At 66.4% G+C, this 17,054-nt stretch carries 14 protein-coding genes; 8 read left to right on the top strand and 6 right to left on the bottom strand.

The annotated features are described in order from the left end of the window. Positions 1 to 2: 2 nt before the first annotated feature. The 3 genes from ASF09_RS17090 to ku all read right to left on the bottom strand — a co-directional run bounded on the left by ASF09_RS17090 (position 3) and on the right by ku (position 6,418). Positions 3 to 2,441, bottom strand: coding sequence for a circularly permuted type 2 ATP-grasp protein (locus ASF09_RS17090; RefSeq protein ID WP_060527353.1), 2,439 nt, complete (start codon positions 2,439 to 2,441; stop codon positions 3 to 5). A gap of 365 nt (positions 2,442 to 2,806) precedes the next feature. Next, entirely contained in the window at positions 2,807 to 5,338 is a 2,532-nt protein-coding gene (ligD, locus tag ASF09_RS17085; protein WP_060527286.1) for a DNA ligase D, read from the bottom strand. Between the two features lie 192 nt (positions 5,339 to 5,530). Continuing rightward, positions 5,531 to 6,418 carry a non-homologous end joining protein Ku gene (gene ku / locus ASF09_RS17080; RefSeq protein WP_060527285.1) on the bottom strand — a complete coding sequence of 296 codons (888 nt, stop codon included), beginning with the start codon at positions 6,416 to 6,418 and terminating at the stop codon, positions 5,531 to 5,533. A 110-nt stretch (positions 6,419 to 6,528) separates the two neighbouring features. Here ku and pdxH point away from each other — a divergent pair, with 110 nt between their 5' ends. From pdxH to ASF09_RS17065, 3 genes are read left to right on the top strand one after another with little or no spacing between them, the layout of a single operon-like run. Further along, positions 6,529 to 7,107: a pyridoxamine 5'-phosphate oxidase gene (gene pdxH, locus ASF09_RS17075; protein WP_060527352.1), complete on the top strand. Its 579-nt coding sequence runs from the start codon at positions 6,529 to 6,531 to the stop codon at positions 7,105 to 7,107. Continuing rightward, complete coding sequence (locus ASF09_RS17070; protein ID WP_056055013.1) at positions 7,104 to 8,051, top strand: cation diffusion facilitator family transporter; 948 nt, start codon at positions 7,104 to 7,106, stop codon at positions 8,049 to 8,051. Before pdxH ends, ASF09_RS17070 begins: the two co-directional genes overlap by 4 nt. Positions 8,052 to 8,088: 37 nt before the next feature. Then, a complete protein-coding gene (locus ASF09_RS17065) occupies positions 8,089 to 8,880 on the top strand; it encodes a PhzF family phenazine biosynthesis protein (protein WP_060527284.1) in 792 nt (263 codons plus the stop codon). Between the two features lie 53 nt (positions 8,881 to 8,933). Here ASF09_RS17065 and ASF09_RS17060 read toward each other — a convergent pair whose 3' ends face one another. Both ASF09_RS17060 and mnmA read right to left on the bottom strand, forming a co-directional pair. Next, complete coding sequence (locus ASF09_RS17060; RefSeq protein WP_056061094.1) at positions 8,934 to 9,182, bottom strand: UvrB/UvrC motif-containing protein; 249 nt, start codon at positions 9,180 to 9,182, stop codon at positions 8,934 to 8,936. A 14-nt stretch (positions 9,183 to 9,196) separates the two neighbouring features. Further along, positions 9,197 to 10,306, bottom strand: coding sequence for a tRNA 2-thiouridine(34) synthase MnmA (mnmA, locus tag ASF09_RS17055; RefSeq protein WP_060527351.1), 1,110 nt, complete (start codon positions 10,304 to 10,306; stop codon positions 9,197 to 9,199). Positions 10,307 to 10,489: 183 nt separating this feature from the next. Here mnmA and ASF09_RS17050 point away from each other — a divergent pair, with 183 nt between their 5' ends. The 3 genes from ASF09_RS17050 (at position 10,490) to ASF09_RS17040 (ending at position 11,483) form a co-directional block, all read left to right on the top strand. Further along, positions 10,490 to 10,729 carry a hypothetical protein gene (locus tag ASF09_RS17050; protein WP_231420839.1) on the top strand — a complete coding sequence of 80 codons (240 nt, stop codon included), beginning with the start codon at positions 10,490 to 10,492 and terminating at the stop codon, positions 10,727 to 10,729. A 103-nt stretch (positions 10,730 to 10,832) separates the two neighbouring features. Continuing rightward, positions 10,833 to 11,132, top strand: coding sequence for a CtrA inhibitor SciP (gene sciP / locus ASF09_RS17045; RefSeq protein WP_056055024.1), 300 nt, complete (start codon positions 10,833 to 10,835; stop codon positions 11,130 to 11,132). Positions 11,133 to 11,225: 93 nt separating this feature from the next. After that, entirely contained in the window at positions 11,226 to 11,483 is a 258-nt protein-coding gene (locus ASF09_RS17040; protein WP_056055026.1) for a GlsB/YeaQ/YmgE family stress response membrane protein, read from the top strand. Positions 11,484 to 11,603: 120 nt separating this feature from the next. Here ASF09_RS17040 and ASF09_RS17035 read toward each other — a convergent pair whose 3' ends face one another. After that, entirely contained in the window at positions 11,604 to 12,308 is a 705-nt protein-coding gene (locus ASF09_RS17035) for an SIMPL domain-containing protein (RefSeq protein WP_235529870.1), read from the bottom strand. 288 nt (positions 12,309 to 12,596) lie between these two features. Here ASF09_RS17035 and ASF09_RS17030 point away from each other — a divergent pair, with 288 nt between their 5' ends. Both ASF09_RS17030 and ASF09_RS17025 read left to right on the top strand, forming a co-directional pair. Beyond that, positions 12,597 to 13,787, top strand: coding sequence for an efflux RND transporter periplasmic adaptor subunit (locus tag ASF09_RS17030; RefSeq protein WP_060527282.1), 1,191 nt, complete (start codon positions 12,597 to 12,599; stop codon positions 13,785 to 13,787). A 4-nt stretch (positions 13,788 to 13,791) separates the two neighbouring features. Further along, positions 13,792 to 17,049, top strand: coding sequence for an efflux RND transporter permease subunit (locus ASF09_RS17025; RefSeq protein ID WP_060527281.1), 3,258 nt, complete (start codon positions 13,792 to 13,794; stop codon positions 17,047 to 17,049). Positions 17,050 to 17,054: the final 5 nt, after the last annotated feature.

Raw genomic sequence — 17,054 nt, 5'->3', positions numbered from 1 at the left:
CCTCACGCCAACGTCAGCCCACTAGTCCGCAACGGCTCGGCCCCCTGCAGGAAATACCGCCGAGCCAGCGCATCCGACACCGCGCCGAGCCGCCGCTCGATATCCCCCAGCGTCTCCGCATCCAGCTCCGCGGCGGTCGCCGTCATCACGATCGCCTGCAACCCGGTCGCTTGCGCCTGTTGCGGCTCCGCCATCTCATCGTCGCTGAGCACGGGCAACTCCGCCAACCGCGCCGCGATCCGCTCCGCCGAAAACGCGAGGCTGCGCGGATTGCCCGGATCGAGCGCTACCAGATCCATCACCGGCACCCGCGCGATCCCCGTCGGATAGCGCTGCCGATAACTGATCTGGCTATCGGCCAGGTCAAGCAGTACCGACAGATCGTCCGGCGACGCGCCCGGCATCCCAAACAACCGGATCGCCCGCGCCATCGCCATCGCCCGCTCGATCCGCCGCCCAAGATCGTGAAAGCGCCACGCCGCCGTCCGCCCCATATGCTCCGCCGACAGTCCGGCGATCGCCGCATAGCGCCGTTGCAGCGACCCGGCCCGCTCCAGCATGCCGCGGTGCGTCGGGAAGGGCGCCTCCAGCAACCGCACCATGTCCGCCGACAACCGATCGCGCGAGCCTTCGCCGATCTCGCGCGCGTTGCGGTTGAGCGTGAGGATCGACTGCCAGCGTTCGTCCTCCATCGCGGTGCGGGCGAGCGCGGTCAGGTCGGCGCGGCGCAAGCTCGGCGGATGTGGCGCGCTCCCAGCCCCGACGATCAGCCCGACCAGCTTGCCGACCGTGGTCGGCGACAGGACGGCACCCCCGTCGACGTCGATCGAATTGCCGAGCATCACGCGGATCGCGCCGAGCAGAGCCTCGCCGCGCTCCAGATACCGCCCGAGCCAGTAGAAATTGTCCGCCACCCGGCTCGGCAACGTCCCCGGATTGCGCCGCACCTGAAGCGAGTCCGCGGCGGTCAGCAACGACACGGGCGCGACTGGCTCGGCACCATAAATGCACACGTCGGCAGACCAGATGCCTTCGCCCATCACCGCCGCCCGCGCGTCGGGATGCTCGCCGATCCGCGCAAATCCGCCGGGGAGGACGGTCCATTCGCCGTCGCCGTTACGCGCCGCGAAGACACGTAGGGTGAAGGGGCGGGGGACGAGTGCATCGCCGACCACGACCGGCATGGTCGAGAGCTGGACCAGTTCCTGCCCGACATAATCCTGCGGCCTGCGCGCCATGTCCGCGAGCAGACGCGTTCGGTTTTCGCCGGTGATGTCGGCGCCCGTGACCGGGCCGCCGGTCATGCCGAGAGGCCGCGAATGGAATGCCGGACCGATCAGCAGGCGGTCGAAATTCGCCTCGACCTGCGCTCGCGCGCCGTCCTGCCCACACCACCACGTCGCGATGTTGGGGAGCAGCAGGTCTTCCCCGAGCAGCGACTTCGCAAGCTGCGGCAGGAATGCGGAGAACGCCGGCGCCTCCAGCACCGCCGATCCCGGCGCGTTCGACAGCACGACGTTGCCTGCCGCGTAGGCGTCGATCAGCCCGGGCACGCCGATCTGCGAATGCGTGTCGAACGCCAGCGGATCGAGCAGTCGCGGGTCGAGCCGCCGCCACAGCGCATCGATCCGCTTGAGCCCGCCAATGGTGCGCACATACACCTTGTCTTCGAGCGCGGCGAGATCGGCGCCCTCGACCAGCAGCAGCCCCAGATAGCGCGCGAGATGCGCCTGTTCGGGATAGCTCGGGTTGAACCGGCCGGGCGTGAGCAGCCCGATCCGCGGGTCGGTCCGCTTGCACATCGCCGCGATCCCGGCGCGGAAGGCAGCAAAGAACGGCGCGTGCCGCTGGACGTTGAGCCGATCCTGCAAACCCCCGAGCGTGCGGCTGACAGCGATCCGGTTCTCCAGCGCGTATCCGGCGCCGGCGGGTGCGCGCAGGTGATCGGCCAGGACGCGCCACTCACCGGTCGGCCCTCGCCCGAGGTCGATCGCGATGAAATCAAGATGCCGGCCACCCGGCGGATCGAGCCCGACCATCGGCCGCAGAAAGAACGGACTCCCGGTGACGAGCGCGGCGGGGATGTGCCCGTCGGCAACCAGCTTTCCCTCGCCGTAGAGGTCGGCGATCACCGCCTCCATCAACGTCGCGCGCTGGATCACGCCACGCTCGATCCCGGTCCATTCGCCGGCCTCGATCAGCAGCGGGACGGGCGAGACGGGCCAGGGTCGCTCGTCGGGTTCGTCGGCGATGCGGAAGCCGGTGCCGATGTCGACCGCATGCCGCTGGACGCGTTCGCGGATGTGGCCGAGGTCGTCCGAGGCGACCATCGCGAGTTCGGCGAACATCGCCGCCCAGGCCGGGTCAGCATCTTCGCAGAGCACGTCGGCGCCGGTGCTGCGCGCGCAATAATCGGTGATCCAGCGCTCGGCATGGATCATCGCGTCGAAAAGGGGCGCGGTGTGCGTCGCCGTGTCCAATGCCTCAAGCCCCCGAATACAGGCGGCGGTGTTTCACCTTTCAACGCGGCGGTGCAACATAAATTGTCGTTCCGCGCCCGCGCCTACTCCTGTTCCCTCGCGAACGCGGGGGCCCAGGAATCCCAAGTGCTGCGTGCAGTTACCTTGGCCCCCCGCGTTCGCGAGGGAGCAGTAAGGGAACGAGCTGTCGCCTCCACAAACCACCACCCCGGCGAAGGCCGGGGCCCAATTGGGAGACGGCGATAATGAAGGGCATCGCGCCGTTACCACCACCTTTCCAATTGGGCCCCGGCCTTCGCCGGGGTGGTGCTAGTGGAGGGGGCCGCTCATAAATCCGGCAGCACCTGATCCGCCACACCCCAGCCCGCCAGCGCCCGCGACCCGGCCCGCTCGATCAACTCCGCGCCATCCCGCACACCCCATCTCGCCGCCGTTTCGGTATCCCGCAACTCGGTCCAAGACACTGGCGCCGCCACCGGCGCCCCAGCCCGAGCCCGCGCCGAATACGGCATCACCGCGGTCGCGCCGCGCTGGTTACGAAGCCAGTCGATAAAGATCCGCCCCTTGCGTTTCGCCTTCGCCATCGTCGCGACGAAGCGCTCGGGATCGGCGCCCGCCATTGCCCGCGCGAAGCGATCGGCGAAATCCTTCACCGCCGGCCACTCGGCTTCGGGTGTGAGCGGCACGACCACGTGCACGCCCTTGCCGCCCGAGAGCATCGGGAAGCTGACCAACCCCAGTTCGGCCAGCTGGTTCTTAAGATGCTCGGCCGCCTTCTTCGTGTCGCCGAAGTCGAGCCCCTCGTCGGGGTCGAGATCGAATATCAGTCGGTCGGGCTTCTCCAGAGCCGCGTTCGACGATCCCCAGCCGTGGAACTCGATCGTCCCCATCTGCACGCACGCGACCAGCCCGTCGGCATCGTCGACGTACAGATAGTCCTCGGTCGAGCCGTCCTTCTCGCGGATTGGCACCTGATGCACCGCGTCGCCGAAGCTCCCCGCGTCATGTTTCTGGAAGAAGCACGCGCGCGAGCGGCCCTGGGGGCAGCGGACGAGGCTGATCGGGCGATTGCCCGCGACCGGCAGCATGATGCCCGAGACCGCGACATAATAATCCGCGAGATCGCCCTTGGTGACGTCCGACTTGTCGAAGATCACGCGGTCGCGGCTACTGACCTTGATGCTGGTCGCGGGAGCCGCGGCTTCCTCCACATCCGGCAGCGGCGCGGGCGTCTCGGCAACGACGTCCTTCGCCGCCTTGTCCTCGCGCAGGCCAATAAAGCTCGAATGGCGGAGCACGCCGTCGGGCGTGACCTCGGCAAACGCGACCTCCGCGACCAGTTTCGGCGCCACCCACTTCGCGCCGCGAACCGCAGCCTTGGGGGCCTCGACCGTCGGCGTCTTGCGGTCGAGCGCGTCGAGCTTGTCGCGGATCTCGTCCATCAACGCCTGACCGAAGCCGGTGCCGACCTTCCCCGCGTACCGGTAGCCCTTGCCCTCGCGGACGCCGAGCAACAGCGACTTGAACCCCCGCTTCTTGTCGGATGGCAGCCAGCCGACGATCACGAATTCCTGGCGGTGCGTGCATTTGACCTTGAGCCACGCCTTGGTCCGCTTGCCCGCATAGGGCGCGTCGGCGCGTTTCGAGACGATGCCTTCGAGGCCCTCGCGGCACATCGTCTCGAACAATTGCTCGCCCGCGCCGATCACATGGTCGGAATAGCGGAGGCGGTCCTCGTCCTCGGGGATCAGCGGTTGGAGGCGTGCCTTGCGGTCGAGGTTGGAGAGGCCGGTCAGGTCTTCGCCATCGAGTGCGAGCAGGTCGAACGCGAACAGCGTCATGTCGCCGCCCGCGGAGATCGCGTCCTTCAGCGTCGAGAAATCGGGGTGGCCGTCCTTGAACGCGACGATCTCGCCGTCGATCAGCGCGGATTTTACCGGGAGCTTGGCGGCGGCGGCGGCGATCGCGGCGAATTTGTCGGTCCAGTCGAGGCCGGTGCGGGTGAAGACCTTCGCCTTGCCGTTGGCGACGGAGATCAGCGCGCGGTAGCCGTCGTATTTTACCTCGTGCAGCCAGGCGGAGCCGGTGGGGACGGCGTCGACCAGGGTGCAAAGCTGGAGGTCCTGAAATTCCTCCCCGGCACGGGGAGGGGGACCGCCGCGAGCTTTCGCGGTGGTGGAGGGGGGCTTGCCGCTGGCGACACCTTTACGGCTGGCGGTGCTCTTGCGGGCCGCCCCCTCCACCAGCTTCGCTGGTCCCCCTCCCCGTGCCGGGGAGGATTTGCCCTCCTCGATCTCGATCATCGTCCGCCCGGTCGAGACGCTGGTCAGCGCTTCTTCCACCAGCGTGTCGGTACCGCCCGCTGCCGCATCGTCGATCTTGCGCAGCAACCAGTTCTCGCGCTTCTCCTTCGCGCGCGGCTTCAGGCGGATCAGCAGCCATTCGCCCTTCATCCGTTCGCCATCGAGGACGAAGTGGAGGTGGCCCTTGTCGAGGTCCTTGGCCGACTTGCCCTTGATCGGCGACCATGTGCCGCGATCCCACAGCATCACCGTGCCGCCGCCATATTCGCCCGCGGGGATCGTGCCTTCGAACGTGGCGTAGCTGAGCGGATGATCCTCTGTGCGGACGGCGAGGCGCTTTTCGTTAGGGTCGAGGCTGGGGCCGCGCGTGACCGCCCAGCTTTTGAGGACGCCGTCGATTTCGAGGCGGAAGTCCCAGTGGAGGCGGGTGGCGTCGTGCTTCTGGACCATGAAGCTGTTGCCGTTGCCGGGGTCTAGTGTGCCGGCTGGTTCGGCGGTCTTGGTGAAGTTCCGCTTGGTATTGTAAAGGGCTAGCGGATCCGGGGGCGTGGCCATCAATAGCGTCCCGTCTTCGTCATCCCGGCGAAAGCCGGGACCTCGCGCCGCGAGGGGAAGGTCTGCAATGGGGAGATCCCAGCTTTCGCTGGGATGACGGGGGAGGGGGTGGTCGCCCCTATAAGCTTGTTCTCCCGCGAAGGCGGGAGCCCAGACTGGGTCCCCGCCTTCGCGGGGAAACAAGGAGAAGCGTTACGCACGCTTCTTCGCAGGGGCTTTGGCACCCGTCTTTGCAGGCGCCCGCTTGGCGGGGGCCTTCTTCGCCGGCGCCTTCTCCGCCGCGGCACTCCCCCCGCTCTTCTCCATCGACTTCTTCAACGCCGCCATCAGATCGACCACGTTCGAGCCCGTCTTCCCGCCCGTGTCCTTGTCCTCGATGATCTTCTTCCCGTTCGACTTGCGCTTGCGTTCGATCAGGTCCTTCAGCGCATCGACATAGCGATCGTGGAACTCCTGCGGGTGGAAATCGCCACTTCGCTTCCCGATCAGCGCCTCGGCAAGTTCCAACAGCTCCTCCGATGGCTTATCGTCGGGAATATCGCGAAAATAGCCCTGCGCCTTATGCACCTCGTCGGCGTAGCGGAGCGTCTCCAGCACCATCCCGCGCCCGCACGGCTTCAGGCTGACGACATATTCACGCCCGCGCATTGCAAGCTGGCCGAGTCCGACCTTCTTGGTCCGCCGCAACGCCTCGCGCAGAACGATGAACGCCTCCTCCGCAAGGTCATCCGCCGGCACCACGAAATACGGCTTCTCGTAATAGAGCACGTCGATCTCGCTCGCATCGACGAACTGCGTCAGCTCCAGCGTCTTCTTCGATTCGAGCTTCACCGCATCAATCTCGTCCTGCTCGAGCAGCACATATTCGCCCTTCGAGACCTCATAGCCCTTCATGATCTCGTCGGCGTCGACCGGGCCGACGCCGGTGACGACCTTGTCGTAATGGATCGGCTGCCCAGAAGGCTCGTGAATCTGCTTGAAGGACACCGCTGCGCCGGACTTGGTCGCGGAATAGATCTCGACCGGAATCGAGACGAGGGCTAGCCGGATCTGCCCCTGCCAATACGCGCGCGCTGCCACCTTGCGTGTTCCTTCGTTGCGGAAACGATTCGATTACCTGGGTCAATCATCGGCACGGTAGAGTCGTTCCAAAGTTTCGTTCCGCCTCAAATCCCGCTATGGCGCGCGGCATGTCAGACGATCCCTTCACGCTGTTCGACAGCTGGTACGCCGAAGCCAAGCAGTCCGAGCCGAACGACCCGAACGCGGTCGCGCTCGCGACTGCCGACGCGGAGGGGCGGCCGTCGGTGCGCATGGTGCTGCTGAAGGGCCACGGCCCGGACGGCTTCGTGATCTATACCAACCGCGAAAGCCGCAAGGCAGGCGAGCTCGCCGCCAATCCGCAGGGCGCACTGCTGTTCCACTGGAAATCGCTGCGCCGTCAGATCCGGATCGAGGGTCCGGTCAGCCACGCGACCGACGCCGAATCGGACACCTATTTCGCCTCGCGCGGGCGGGACTCACGGCTTGGCGCATGGGCATCGGACCAGTCGCGTCCGCTCGATAGTCGCGAGACGTTCGAGCGCCGGGTCGAAGAGATGACCGCGAAGTTCGAAGGCCAGGACGTGCCGCGACCGCCACACTGGGGCGGCTACCGGATCGTCCCGAACAGAATCGAGTTCTGGCAGGACCGTGCGCACCGGCTCCACGAACGCCGGCTGTTCACACGCGAAGACGGCAATTGGAGCGAAGGGCTGTTGTTCCCATGACGCAGGACGAACGGCGCAGGGTCATACCTCTTGCAACCCGCGCGGCGCTCGCCAGCGTTGCGATGGCGTGTTTCCTGCTGCTGCTGAAGGGCTTTGCGGCATGGTCGACGGGCTCGGTGGCGATGCTCGGGTCGCTCGCCGATACCGCGCTCGATCTGCTCGCGTCGCTGGTCACGCTGTACGGCGTGCGGCTGGCGGCAACGCCAGCGGATCACGACCACCGCTTCGGCCACGGCAAGGCGGAGGCGCTCGCGGCGCTGTTCCAGGTCATGCTGATCACCGCGTCGGCGGTCGGCATCGCGTGGCGCGCGATCCTCGCGTTCGGCGATCCGCAGCCGACCACTGGGGCCGATTTCGGCATCGGCGTGTCGGTGATCGCGATCGTCGCCACGGTGTTCCTGCTGTCCTATCAGCGGCGCATCATCCGCCAGACCGGCTCGGTCGCGATCCTGGCGGACAACGTGCACTACCAGTCGGACGTGCTGCTCAACGGCTCAGTGATCGTCGCGCTGGTGCTCGATCAATATGTCGGGTGGAGCGGCGCGGATCCGATCTTCGGGATCGTCATCGCGCTGTGGCTTGCCTGGGGCGCGTTCCAGGCGTCGTCGAACGCGATCGACCAGTTGATGGACAAGGAATGGCCCGAGGATCTGCGCACCCAATTCCTCGACGTCGCCGCGCGCCAGCCCGGCATCCGCGGCATCCACGATTTCCGCACGCGGCGCTCCGGCAGCCACGATTTCGCGCAGTTCCACATGGAGGTCGCGCGCGATCTGACCGTGGAACACGCGCACGACATCGTCGAGGCGGTCGAACGCAATTTGCGCACCGCATTTCCCAAGGTCGAGGTGCTGATCCATCTCGATCCAGAGGGGCATGTCGACACCGACAATCCGCTAGTCGAGGCGGACGTGACACCGCATTGGTTTGGCAAGCGGGTTTGAACCAGGGTTCGGCACGCACGTCTAAAGGGCTTAAGGCATGAGAATACCGTTCGCGCAGATCGATGCGTTCTCCGACACGCCGTTCGGCGGCAATCAGGCGGCGGTGATGCCGCTGTCGGCCTGGCTCGAAGACGCCGTGCTGCTGGACATCGCGCAGGAGAACAACCTGAGCGAGACCGCGTTCATCGTCGCATCGGATGACGAAGGCGTGGACTTCGACCTGCGCTGGTTCACGCCGGGTGCGGAAGTTGCGCTCTGCGGCCATGCGACGCTGGCGAGCGGGCATTTCGTGCTGTCGTCGGATACAGCGCTCGACCGGGTGCGGTTCCGGACACGGCAGGCTGGGATGCTGGAGGTCGCTCGTGCAGATAGCGGGTACACGCTGGAGCTCCCGGCTTGGGGGCCGAGCCCGAAGGCCATTCCGGAGATCGTCGCCGCGTTGAACATCGAGTCGCCCGTCGAGACCTTGTGGCACGAGAAGGGCTATGCGCTCGTCATTGTCGACGACGAGGCCATCGTGCGCGACTTGAAGCCAAACTACGTCGCGTTGGCCGCATTCCCGATCGTCGCAATCGTCGCGGCCCGGGGAGAGGTGACCGACATCGTCAGTCGCGTGTTCACGCCGTACTATGCGATCGACGAGGATCCGGTGACGGGTTCGGCGCATGCGGTGATGGTGCCGTATTGGGCGCCGACCTTGGGGAACAGCTTTACGGCCTATCAGGCGAGTGCGCGCGGCGGGAAACTGACGTGTCGCCTCGAAGGCGACCGGGTGGTGCTCGGCGGATCATGCGTGACGACGATCGAAGGCACGTTCCTGCTGCCGTGATTCAGGTGCCGTGATCTTCCCCCCTCCCTGGAAGGGAGGGGGGCAAAGAAGTGCTACCGCTTCCGCCCCTTGGTCATCGGATCGGGCTTCTTCGGTTTCACCCAGCCCGGCGGCGGCGTCATCCGCTGCTGGCTCGTCCCAAGCCCCATCGCGCCGGGCTGTTGCCGCGTCAGGCCCGCGGTGTCCGCGACCTCCCCACCACCGCGCAATACGCTGATCTGATCGCGCAACTTTCCCGCGGTCTCGAAATCCATCGCCGCGGCGGCGGCTTCCATCTGGCGGCGTAGATCTTCGATATCCATCCGCCCTGAACGCGTCAGGCGGCTACGAGTGCCGCCTCGGTGTCCGAGATCCAGCCGCCGCCAAGCACGCGCTCGCCTGCATACAACACAGCAGCCTGCCCCGGCGCGACGCCGTATTCCGGCGCATCGAACACGATCCGGTCGCCGACCAGACGGGCAGGGACGGGCTTGGCCATCGAGCGCACCTTCGCGGTCACCGGCCCGGTGAAGTCGCGGCCGAGCCAGTTGATGTCCGTCATCCGCGCCGCCTCGACCGCGAGCGCGCGACGGGGGCCGACGACCACGCGCTTCGTGGCGGGCTCGACGCGGACGACGTAGAGTGGCTCGGGACTGCCGCCGATCTCCAGCCCGCGCCGCTGGCCGACGGTGAAGTGGATCAGCCCGCGGTGCTCACCGAGCTTGGCCCCGCCGAGATCGACGATATCCCCCGCCGTCTCCGCCGCCTCGGGCCGCAGCTTCTTCACCAAACCCGCATAATCGCCATCAGGCACGAAGCAGATGTCCTGGCTGTCGGGCTTGGCGGCGACTCCGAGCCCGAGTTCGGCCGCGATCTCGCGCACCCGCGCCTTGGGCAGTCCACCCAAGGGGAAACGCAGATAGTCGAGCTGCGTCTGCGTGGTCGCGAACAGGAAATAGCTCTGGTCGCGCGCCGGATCGGCGCCGCGGTGGAGTTCTGCACCCTGTACGCCCTCGACTCGCCGGACATAATGCCCTGTGGCCAGGCAATCCGCGCCGAGATCGCGCGCGAGCTTCAGCAGGTCGGTGAACTTCGGCCCCATGTTGCACTGGACGCAGGGGATCGGCGTCCGTCCCGCCAGATATTCGTCGGCGAACTTGTCGACCACCTGCTCGCGAAAGCTCGTTTCGTGATCGAATACGTAATGCGCGATGCCGAGTCGGTCGCACACCGCGCGGGCATCGCGGATATCGCGGCCGGCGCAGCACGATCCCGCACGACCCACCGCTTCGCCGTGATCGTACAGCTGCAACGTCACGCCGATCGTCTCGGCGCCGGTGGCATGCGCGAGCGCGGCGACGACCGAGCTGTCGACGCCGCCCGACATCGCCACGACGATGCGCTTTCCGGCGGTGTCCCGCCCGAGCTGAAAATCGGTCTGATCCATCGCCATCACATAAGCGCGACGGCGTGCGGTTGCAAAAAGATGCGGCGATTGACGTGGATCAGGGTGAAGCGAACGGAAAACGCGACCAGCGATTGGAAAAAAGCGACAGGTTCACGAAGTCTTTCACGACGTTTTACGGTCCATTCACCCCCTTGCGCTACACCGGGCTTCCCAGACGTTGTCGTGAGTATCCCGTTGGACCTGAGTTTCTCCCGTTTCGATCGCGATGCCGAGCTTACCGTTCTTCCCGGTGAGCTCGCTGTCCTGATCGTCGGAATCGCCGCCCGCCAGGCGGCGAGTCCGACGGCGGCGGTGCAGGCGGGGTTCGTGCGAACGACCGTCGATGCGACGCTGTTCGCGCCGCTCCACGGGGCCTTCAACGGTCCGATGGCAAAGGCCTTAATCCGGTGGAAGGACGAATGAAGATGCTGTTTACTGCGGCGTTTCAGCCGATCTTCAAATCTAGCGACTATCTTTCGCGTGTGCGTATCGAGAGGGGGCCCCCCGCCCCGATCAGAGGTTTCAAATGATCGAGAACCAGAAAATCCGTCCCGGCAAGGTCATCGGGCCGCTTGGCGAGCAACTCACGCTGGACACGCTGCCGCCGCCCGGCACTACGCGGTGGGTGGTGCGGCGCAAGGCCGAGGTGGTCGCCGCGGTGAATGGCGGGCTGCTCAGCGTCGACGACGTCTGCGCCCGCTACGGCCTGACCGTCGAGGAGTTCGCCAGCTGGCAGCGCGCGATCGATCGCTCGGGGATGCCCGGCCTGCGCGTCACCCGCATCCAGCACTATAAGTCGCTGTACGAGCGCCAGCAGAAGTATTGAGCGGCAAAACTCAAAACGCGGGCGGAACAAATATCGCCGCTCGCACGTCTTTCCGCCATCGCCCCGGCAACGGGATAAACGGAGGGAAATACAATGGGTCTCATTCTTTGGCTGATCATCGGCGGCGTCATCGGCTGGATCGCTAGCATGATCATGCGCACCGACGCGCAGCAGGGCATCTTGTTGAACATCGTCGTCGGTATCGTCGGCGCGTTCATCGGCGGCCTGATCCTGTCGGGTGGGTCGATCAACAGCGCACCGCTGACGCTGACCTCGTTCCTCGTGTCTCTGGTGGGTGCCGTTATCCTGCTCGCGATCGTGAACCTCGTCCGTCGCGGCAGCGTTCGCTAAGCTTCGTTCTCGTCACGCGAAACGAAGGGCCGTCCGGGCAACCGGGCGGCCCTTTTTCGTGGGCGATCGTCGTCGGATCGGTCGCGATCCTCCCCCTTGGCGAGGGAGGATCGCAGACCTTCAGTTCAGCAGGAACCGCACCGACACCGTCACGGTCACATCCTTCTCGCCGGGCGCGATCTGCGTGCTGTCCTTGGCCATCGACGCGCGGGCCATCATGAACATCGGCTGCGCGGGGCCGCCCGCATCCTGGCCCGATTCGGCGATCGACACGATCCGCGACACCCGCAGGCCCGCCGCCTTGGCGTACAGATCGGCGCGGCGCTTGGCCTGTGCGATCGCATCGGTCCGCGCCTCGTCGAGCGCCGCGTCGGGCTTGTCGATCGACAGGTTCGGCCCATCGATCTGGTTCGCGCCCTGCGCCACCAGCGCATCGAGGATCGTGCCGGACTTGGCGACATCACGGAAGCGGATCGAGACGGTGTTGGTCGCCTGATAGCCGGTGATCACCGGCGGCTGGTTGTCCGCGTAGCGATACTGCGGCGAAAGTTGCACCGACGACGTCGCGATGTCGCGCGGCGCCACGCCGGCGCGCTTCAGCGCGGCGAGCACCTTCGCCATCCGCTGCGCATTGTCGGCCAGCGCTGCCGCGGCGGTCGACGACTGCGATACGACGCCTGCGCGAATCGTTGCGAGATCGGGTACGCGCGTCGTGCGGCCCTCGGCGGTCACGTCCAGCACGGTGCCCGCGGCCGGCACCATCGGCTCGACCGTGGTCGGCGCGGCCTGCGCGAGCGCGGCGCCTGGCAGGACGGCCCCCGGCACGGCGACGACGGCGAGGGCGGCAAGGAACGAGGCGGTCTTGATGATATCTCTCCCGGGTAACTACTGGTGTGCGTGTCGCGCGGATCAGGTCAACGCAAGCTGAACGTCGCGCAAACTCTTCGCACCGCCAAACTCTTCGCACCGCATTGCGAATAGATCGAATTCGAAGCATGTCTTCGTTCCATGCTCGTCGAAGGGCTTGAGCATGGTGACTTATTCAGATAACACAGCGTGCGAACGGCGAAGCGGGTCGAAACAAGACCGGTCGAAATGGGGATTGTGACGCGCATGAATTACGAGACGAAGATGGCGGGTCACCTCGGCGCCAGCGAGAGCGAAGAGCAGCTGGCCCTGCCGGATTACACCGCGCCATCGCATCGCCGTCGTAACATCATCATCGCCGTTCTCGTCGTGCTGGCGATCGTCGCCGCCGTGGTCGCGTTCAAGTCGGGAAAGAAGGAGGCCGCCGCCGGTCCGGTGATCGAGCAGGTGCCGACCGTCTCGGTGGTCGTGCCCGGTCGCAAGATCGTCGACCGGACGATTTCCGCCACCGGTACGATCGCGGCACGGCGCGAGATGCCGGTCGGAGTCGCGGGCGAGGGTGGGATGATCACGCGCGTGCTGGTCGAGCCCGGTCAGTGGGTCGCGGCGGGACAGGTGCTCGCGACGGTCGATCGCTCGGTCCAGACCGAGACCGCCGCGTCGCTGGCGGCGTCGGTCAACGTCGCGCGATCGGACGAGACGATCGCGCAGGCCGAACTCGATCGCGCGCAGCAGCTGGTCGATCGCGGGTTCATCTCGAAGGCCGACCTTCAGCGCAAGGCCGCGACGCGCGATGCCGCCGCCGCCCGCGTGAAGGTCGCGCAGGCGTCGCTCGGCGAAGCGCGCGCGCGCAACGGTCGGCTCGACATCCGGGCGCCCGCCGCCGGGTTGGTCCTGACCCGCGGCGTCGAATCGGGCCAGGTCGTCGGCGCCGGGACGGGCGTGCTGTTCCGCATGGCCGCGGCAGGCCAGATGGAGATGCGCGCGCAGTTGAGCGAATCCGATCTCGCCGGTCTGCATCCCGGTGCGCGGGCGACCGTCGTGCCCGTCGGCACGACTCAGGGTTTTCCGGGTGAAGTGTGGCAGGTGTCGCCGGTGATCGACCCGCAGAGCCGTCAGGGCATCGCGCGGATCGCGGTCAAGTACGATCCTGCGCTGCGTCCCGGTGGTTTCGCGGCGGCGACGATTGTTGGCGGGGCGACACAGGCGCCTCTGCTTCCCGATTCGGCGTTGCAGAGCGACGAGAAGGGCAGCTTCGTGTATATCGTCGGCGCCGACGACAAGGCGGTGCGACGTGCGGTCAAGATCGGTCAGGTCTATGACGAGGGCGTGACGATTCTCAGCGGGCTTGACGGGTCCGAACGCGTTGTTTTGTCCGCCGGCGGATTCCTCGCCCCCGGACAAAAGGTGAAGCCGGTCACGAAGAAAGCGAGCTGATCGCATGAACTTCCGCAACATCTCGGCCTGGGCGATCCGCAACCCGGTGCCGCCGATCGTGCTGTTCCTGGCGCTGACGCTGGCCGGCATCGTCAGCTTCATGCGGATGGACGTGAACAACGATCCGGACATCGATTTCCCGATCGCGATCGTCGTGATCAGCCAGCCGGGCGCGGCGCCGACCGAACTCGAGACGCAGGTCACGCAGCGCGTCGAAGCCGCGGTGCGATCGATCCAGGGGATCGACGAAATCACCTCGACCGTGACCGAAGGCCAGTCGCAGACCGTCGTCCAGCTCAGCATCGGCACGCCGATCGATCGCGCCGTCACCGACGTCCGCGATGCGATCGCGCAGATCCGCAGCAACCTGCCGGAGGGTATCCTCGAACCGCAGGTGTTCCGCGCGAACACCACCGACAACGATCTCGCGAGCTATTCGGTGATCGCCAAGGACATGACGGTCGAACAGCTCAGCTGGTACATCGACAACAACGTCGCCAAGGAACTGCTGTCGGTCCCCGGCATGGCTGCGGTCAACCGCAACGGCGGCGTCAGCCGCGAAATCCGCATCATCCTCGATCCGCTCAAGCTTCAGAGCCAGGGTCTGACCGCGAGCGAGGTCAATAACCAGATCCGCCAGGTCAATCTGAATGCCGCAGGCGGTCGCGCGGAAATCGCCGGGTCCGAGCAGTCGGTTCGCGTGCTCGGCAACGCCAAGGATGCGGTCGCGCTTGCCCAGACCCAGATCAGCGTCGGCAACGGTCGCACCGTGCGCCTCGCCGACATCGCGCAGGTCCGCGATCTCTATGCCGAACAGCGCAGCCGTGCGGCGATCGACGGTCGCCAGACGATCAGCTTCGATTTCCAGCGCTCGAAGGGTTCGTCCGACGTCACCGTCTTCAACGAAGCGGTGAAGAAGCTCGCGGCGATGGAAAAGCGCAACCCGAACGTGCACTTCGTGCTGCGCTCGAACAGCGTCAAATACACCGAAGAACAATATGAGAGCGCGATCCACGCGATGATCGAGGGCGCTGTGCTCGCGGTAATCGTGGTGTTCCTGTTCCTGCGCGACTGGCGCGCGACAGTGATCTCGTCGCTCGCGATCCCGCTGTCGGCGATCCCCGCCTTCTGGTTCATGGATCTGCTTGGCTTCAACCTGAACCAGATGACGCTGCTGGCGCTCAGTCTCGTCGCGGGCGTGCTGGTCGACGACGCGATCGTCGAGATCGAGAACATCGTTCGGCACATGCGGATGGGCAAATCCGCCTATCAGGCGTCGATCGATGCCGCAGACGAGATCGGTCTCGCGGTGCTGGCGACGACGATGGCGATCGTCGCGGTGTTTCTGCCGGTCGGCCTGATGCCGGGTATCTCGGGACAGTTCTTCAAGAATTTTGGCCTCACCGTCGTCGCGTCGGTGCTGATGAGCCTCGCGGTCGCGCGACTCGTGACGCCGATGCTCGCCGCCTATTTCCTGAAGTCCGCCGGCCCCGCCACGCACGGCGAGGGCATGCTGATGGACGGCTATATGGCCACGCTCAAATGGACGCTGGAGACGGGCAGGGCAAAGGCATCCGCCGCGCGCGGTGGTTTCCGCCGCCTTACCAGCCGTGTCTTCGACCACCGGTTCTGGGTGCTCGGGCTCGGCGTCTTCGCGTTCCTGCTGACGATCGTCATGTTCGGCGTCCTGCCGATGACGTTCCAGCCCGCGCAGGACAGCGATACCTCGATGGCGGTGATCGACATGGTCCCGGGCACCACGCTCGCGCAGACCGAAGCCGTCGTCACGAAGGTTGCCGCGCTGATCGGATCGCAGCCCGACGTCCAGTCGGTCTATGCGCGCAGCGGCGCCAACGGCTCGGTCAATGCCGGCCGCGTCACCGCGACGCTCAAGGACGACCGCAAGATGAAGAGCACGGAGTTCGAGCGCAGCCTCGCGCCCCAGCTCGCGGCGATCCCCGATGCACGCGTCTCGTTCCGCTCGCAGAATGGCTGGGGGGGCAGCACGCGCGACATGAGCGTGACGCTCGGTGGTGACGATCCCAAGCTGCTCGACGAGACCGCGCAGAAGATCGTGACCGAGATGTCGCGGCTGCCGACGCTGGTCGCGCCGCGCGTCGCCGGTAATTTGCAGCGTCCCGAAATCGTCATCAAGCCGCGCTTCGATCTGGCCGCCAACCTCGGCGTGACGACGCAGGCACTGTCGTCCGCGATCCGGATCGCGACGCTCGGCGACATCGACCAGAACTCGGCGCGCTTCTCGCTGTCGGATCGCCAGATCCCGATCCGCGTCGCGCTCGATCAGGGTGCGCGCAGCGAGCTGTCTACGATCCAGAACCTGCCGGTGTCCACCGCGACCGGTGGCTCGGTGCCGCTCAACCTGGTGGCCGAGATCACGCTCGGGTCAGGCCCGACCAAGATCGACCGCGTCAATCAGCAGCGTCAGTTGACGATCGGTGCGGATCTCGCTCCCGGTATCGTTTCGGGCGTCGCGCAGAAGCAGATCGACGCGCTGCCAACGATGATGAACTTGCCGACCGGCGTGAACAGGCTCGTGCTCGGCCAGTCCAAGTTCCAGGCGGAGATGGTCAACAACTTCATCCTCGCGGTGATCGCGGGCACGTTCCTCGTGTTCGCGGTGCTGGTGCTGCTGTATCGCCGCGCGCTGCCGCCGTTCGTCAACATGGGGTCGCTGTTGCTGGCCCCGCTTGGCGGTCTGCTGGCGCTGTGGGCGACGGGTAATCCGGTGTCTATGCCGGTATTCATCGGCATCCTCATGCTGCTCGGGATCGTCGCGAAGAATTCGATCCTGCTGATCGACTTCGCGTTGGAAGAGATGGGCAAGGGCGTCGACGTCTGGACCGCAGTGGTCGACGCGGGCCACAAGCGCGCGCAGCCGATCGTGATGACCACGGTGGCGATGGTCGCGGGCATGATCCCGACCGCCCTCTCGCTCGGCGGCGACGGATCGTGGCGCGCGCCGATGGGCATCGTCGTGATCGGCGGACTGGTCCTGTCGACCATCCTGACGCTGTTGATCGTCCCCGCGGCGTTCAGCCTCGCGGTCGGCATCGAGCGGTATATCGGGCCGCGCCTCGGCCGCAGCCTGCTCACCTATCGTCCCGGCGACGACGGCAGCGAAGTCATCGGCCTGGCCGATCCGCACCCGTCGGGCCCGCCATTGTCCGGGCCGCATTCGCCCGGACCGCGGCTCGGGCCGGCGACACCCAAGCTCGGCGACGGCACGCAGCCGGCCGAGTGACGCGC

This window comes from Sphingomonas sp. Leaf242 (assembly GCF_001422045.1).
Taxonomy (GTDB): Bacteria; Pseudomonadota; Alphaproteobacteria; order Sphingomonadales; family Sphingomonadaceae; genus Sphingomonas.
Note: the sequence above shows the minus strand (reverse complement) of the source record. Positions and strands in the feature narration are given on the sequence as shown.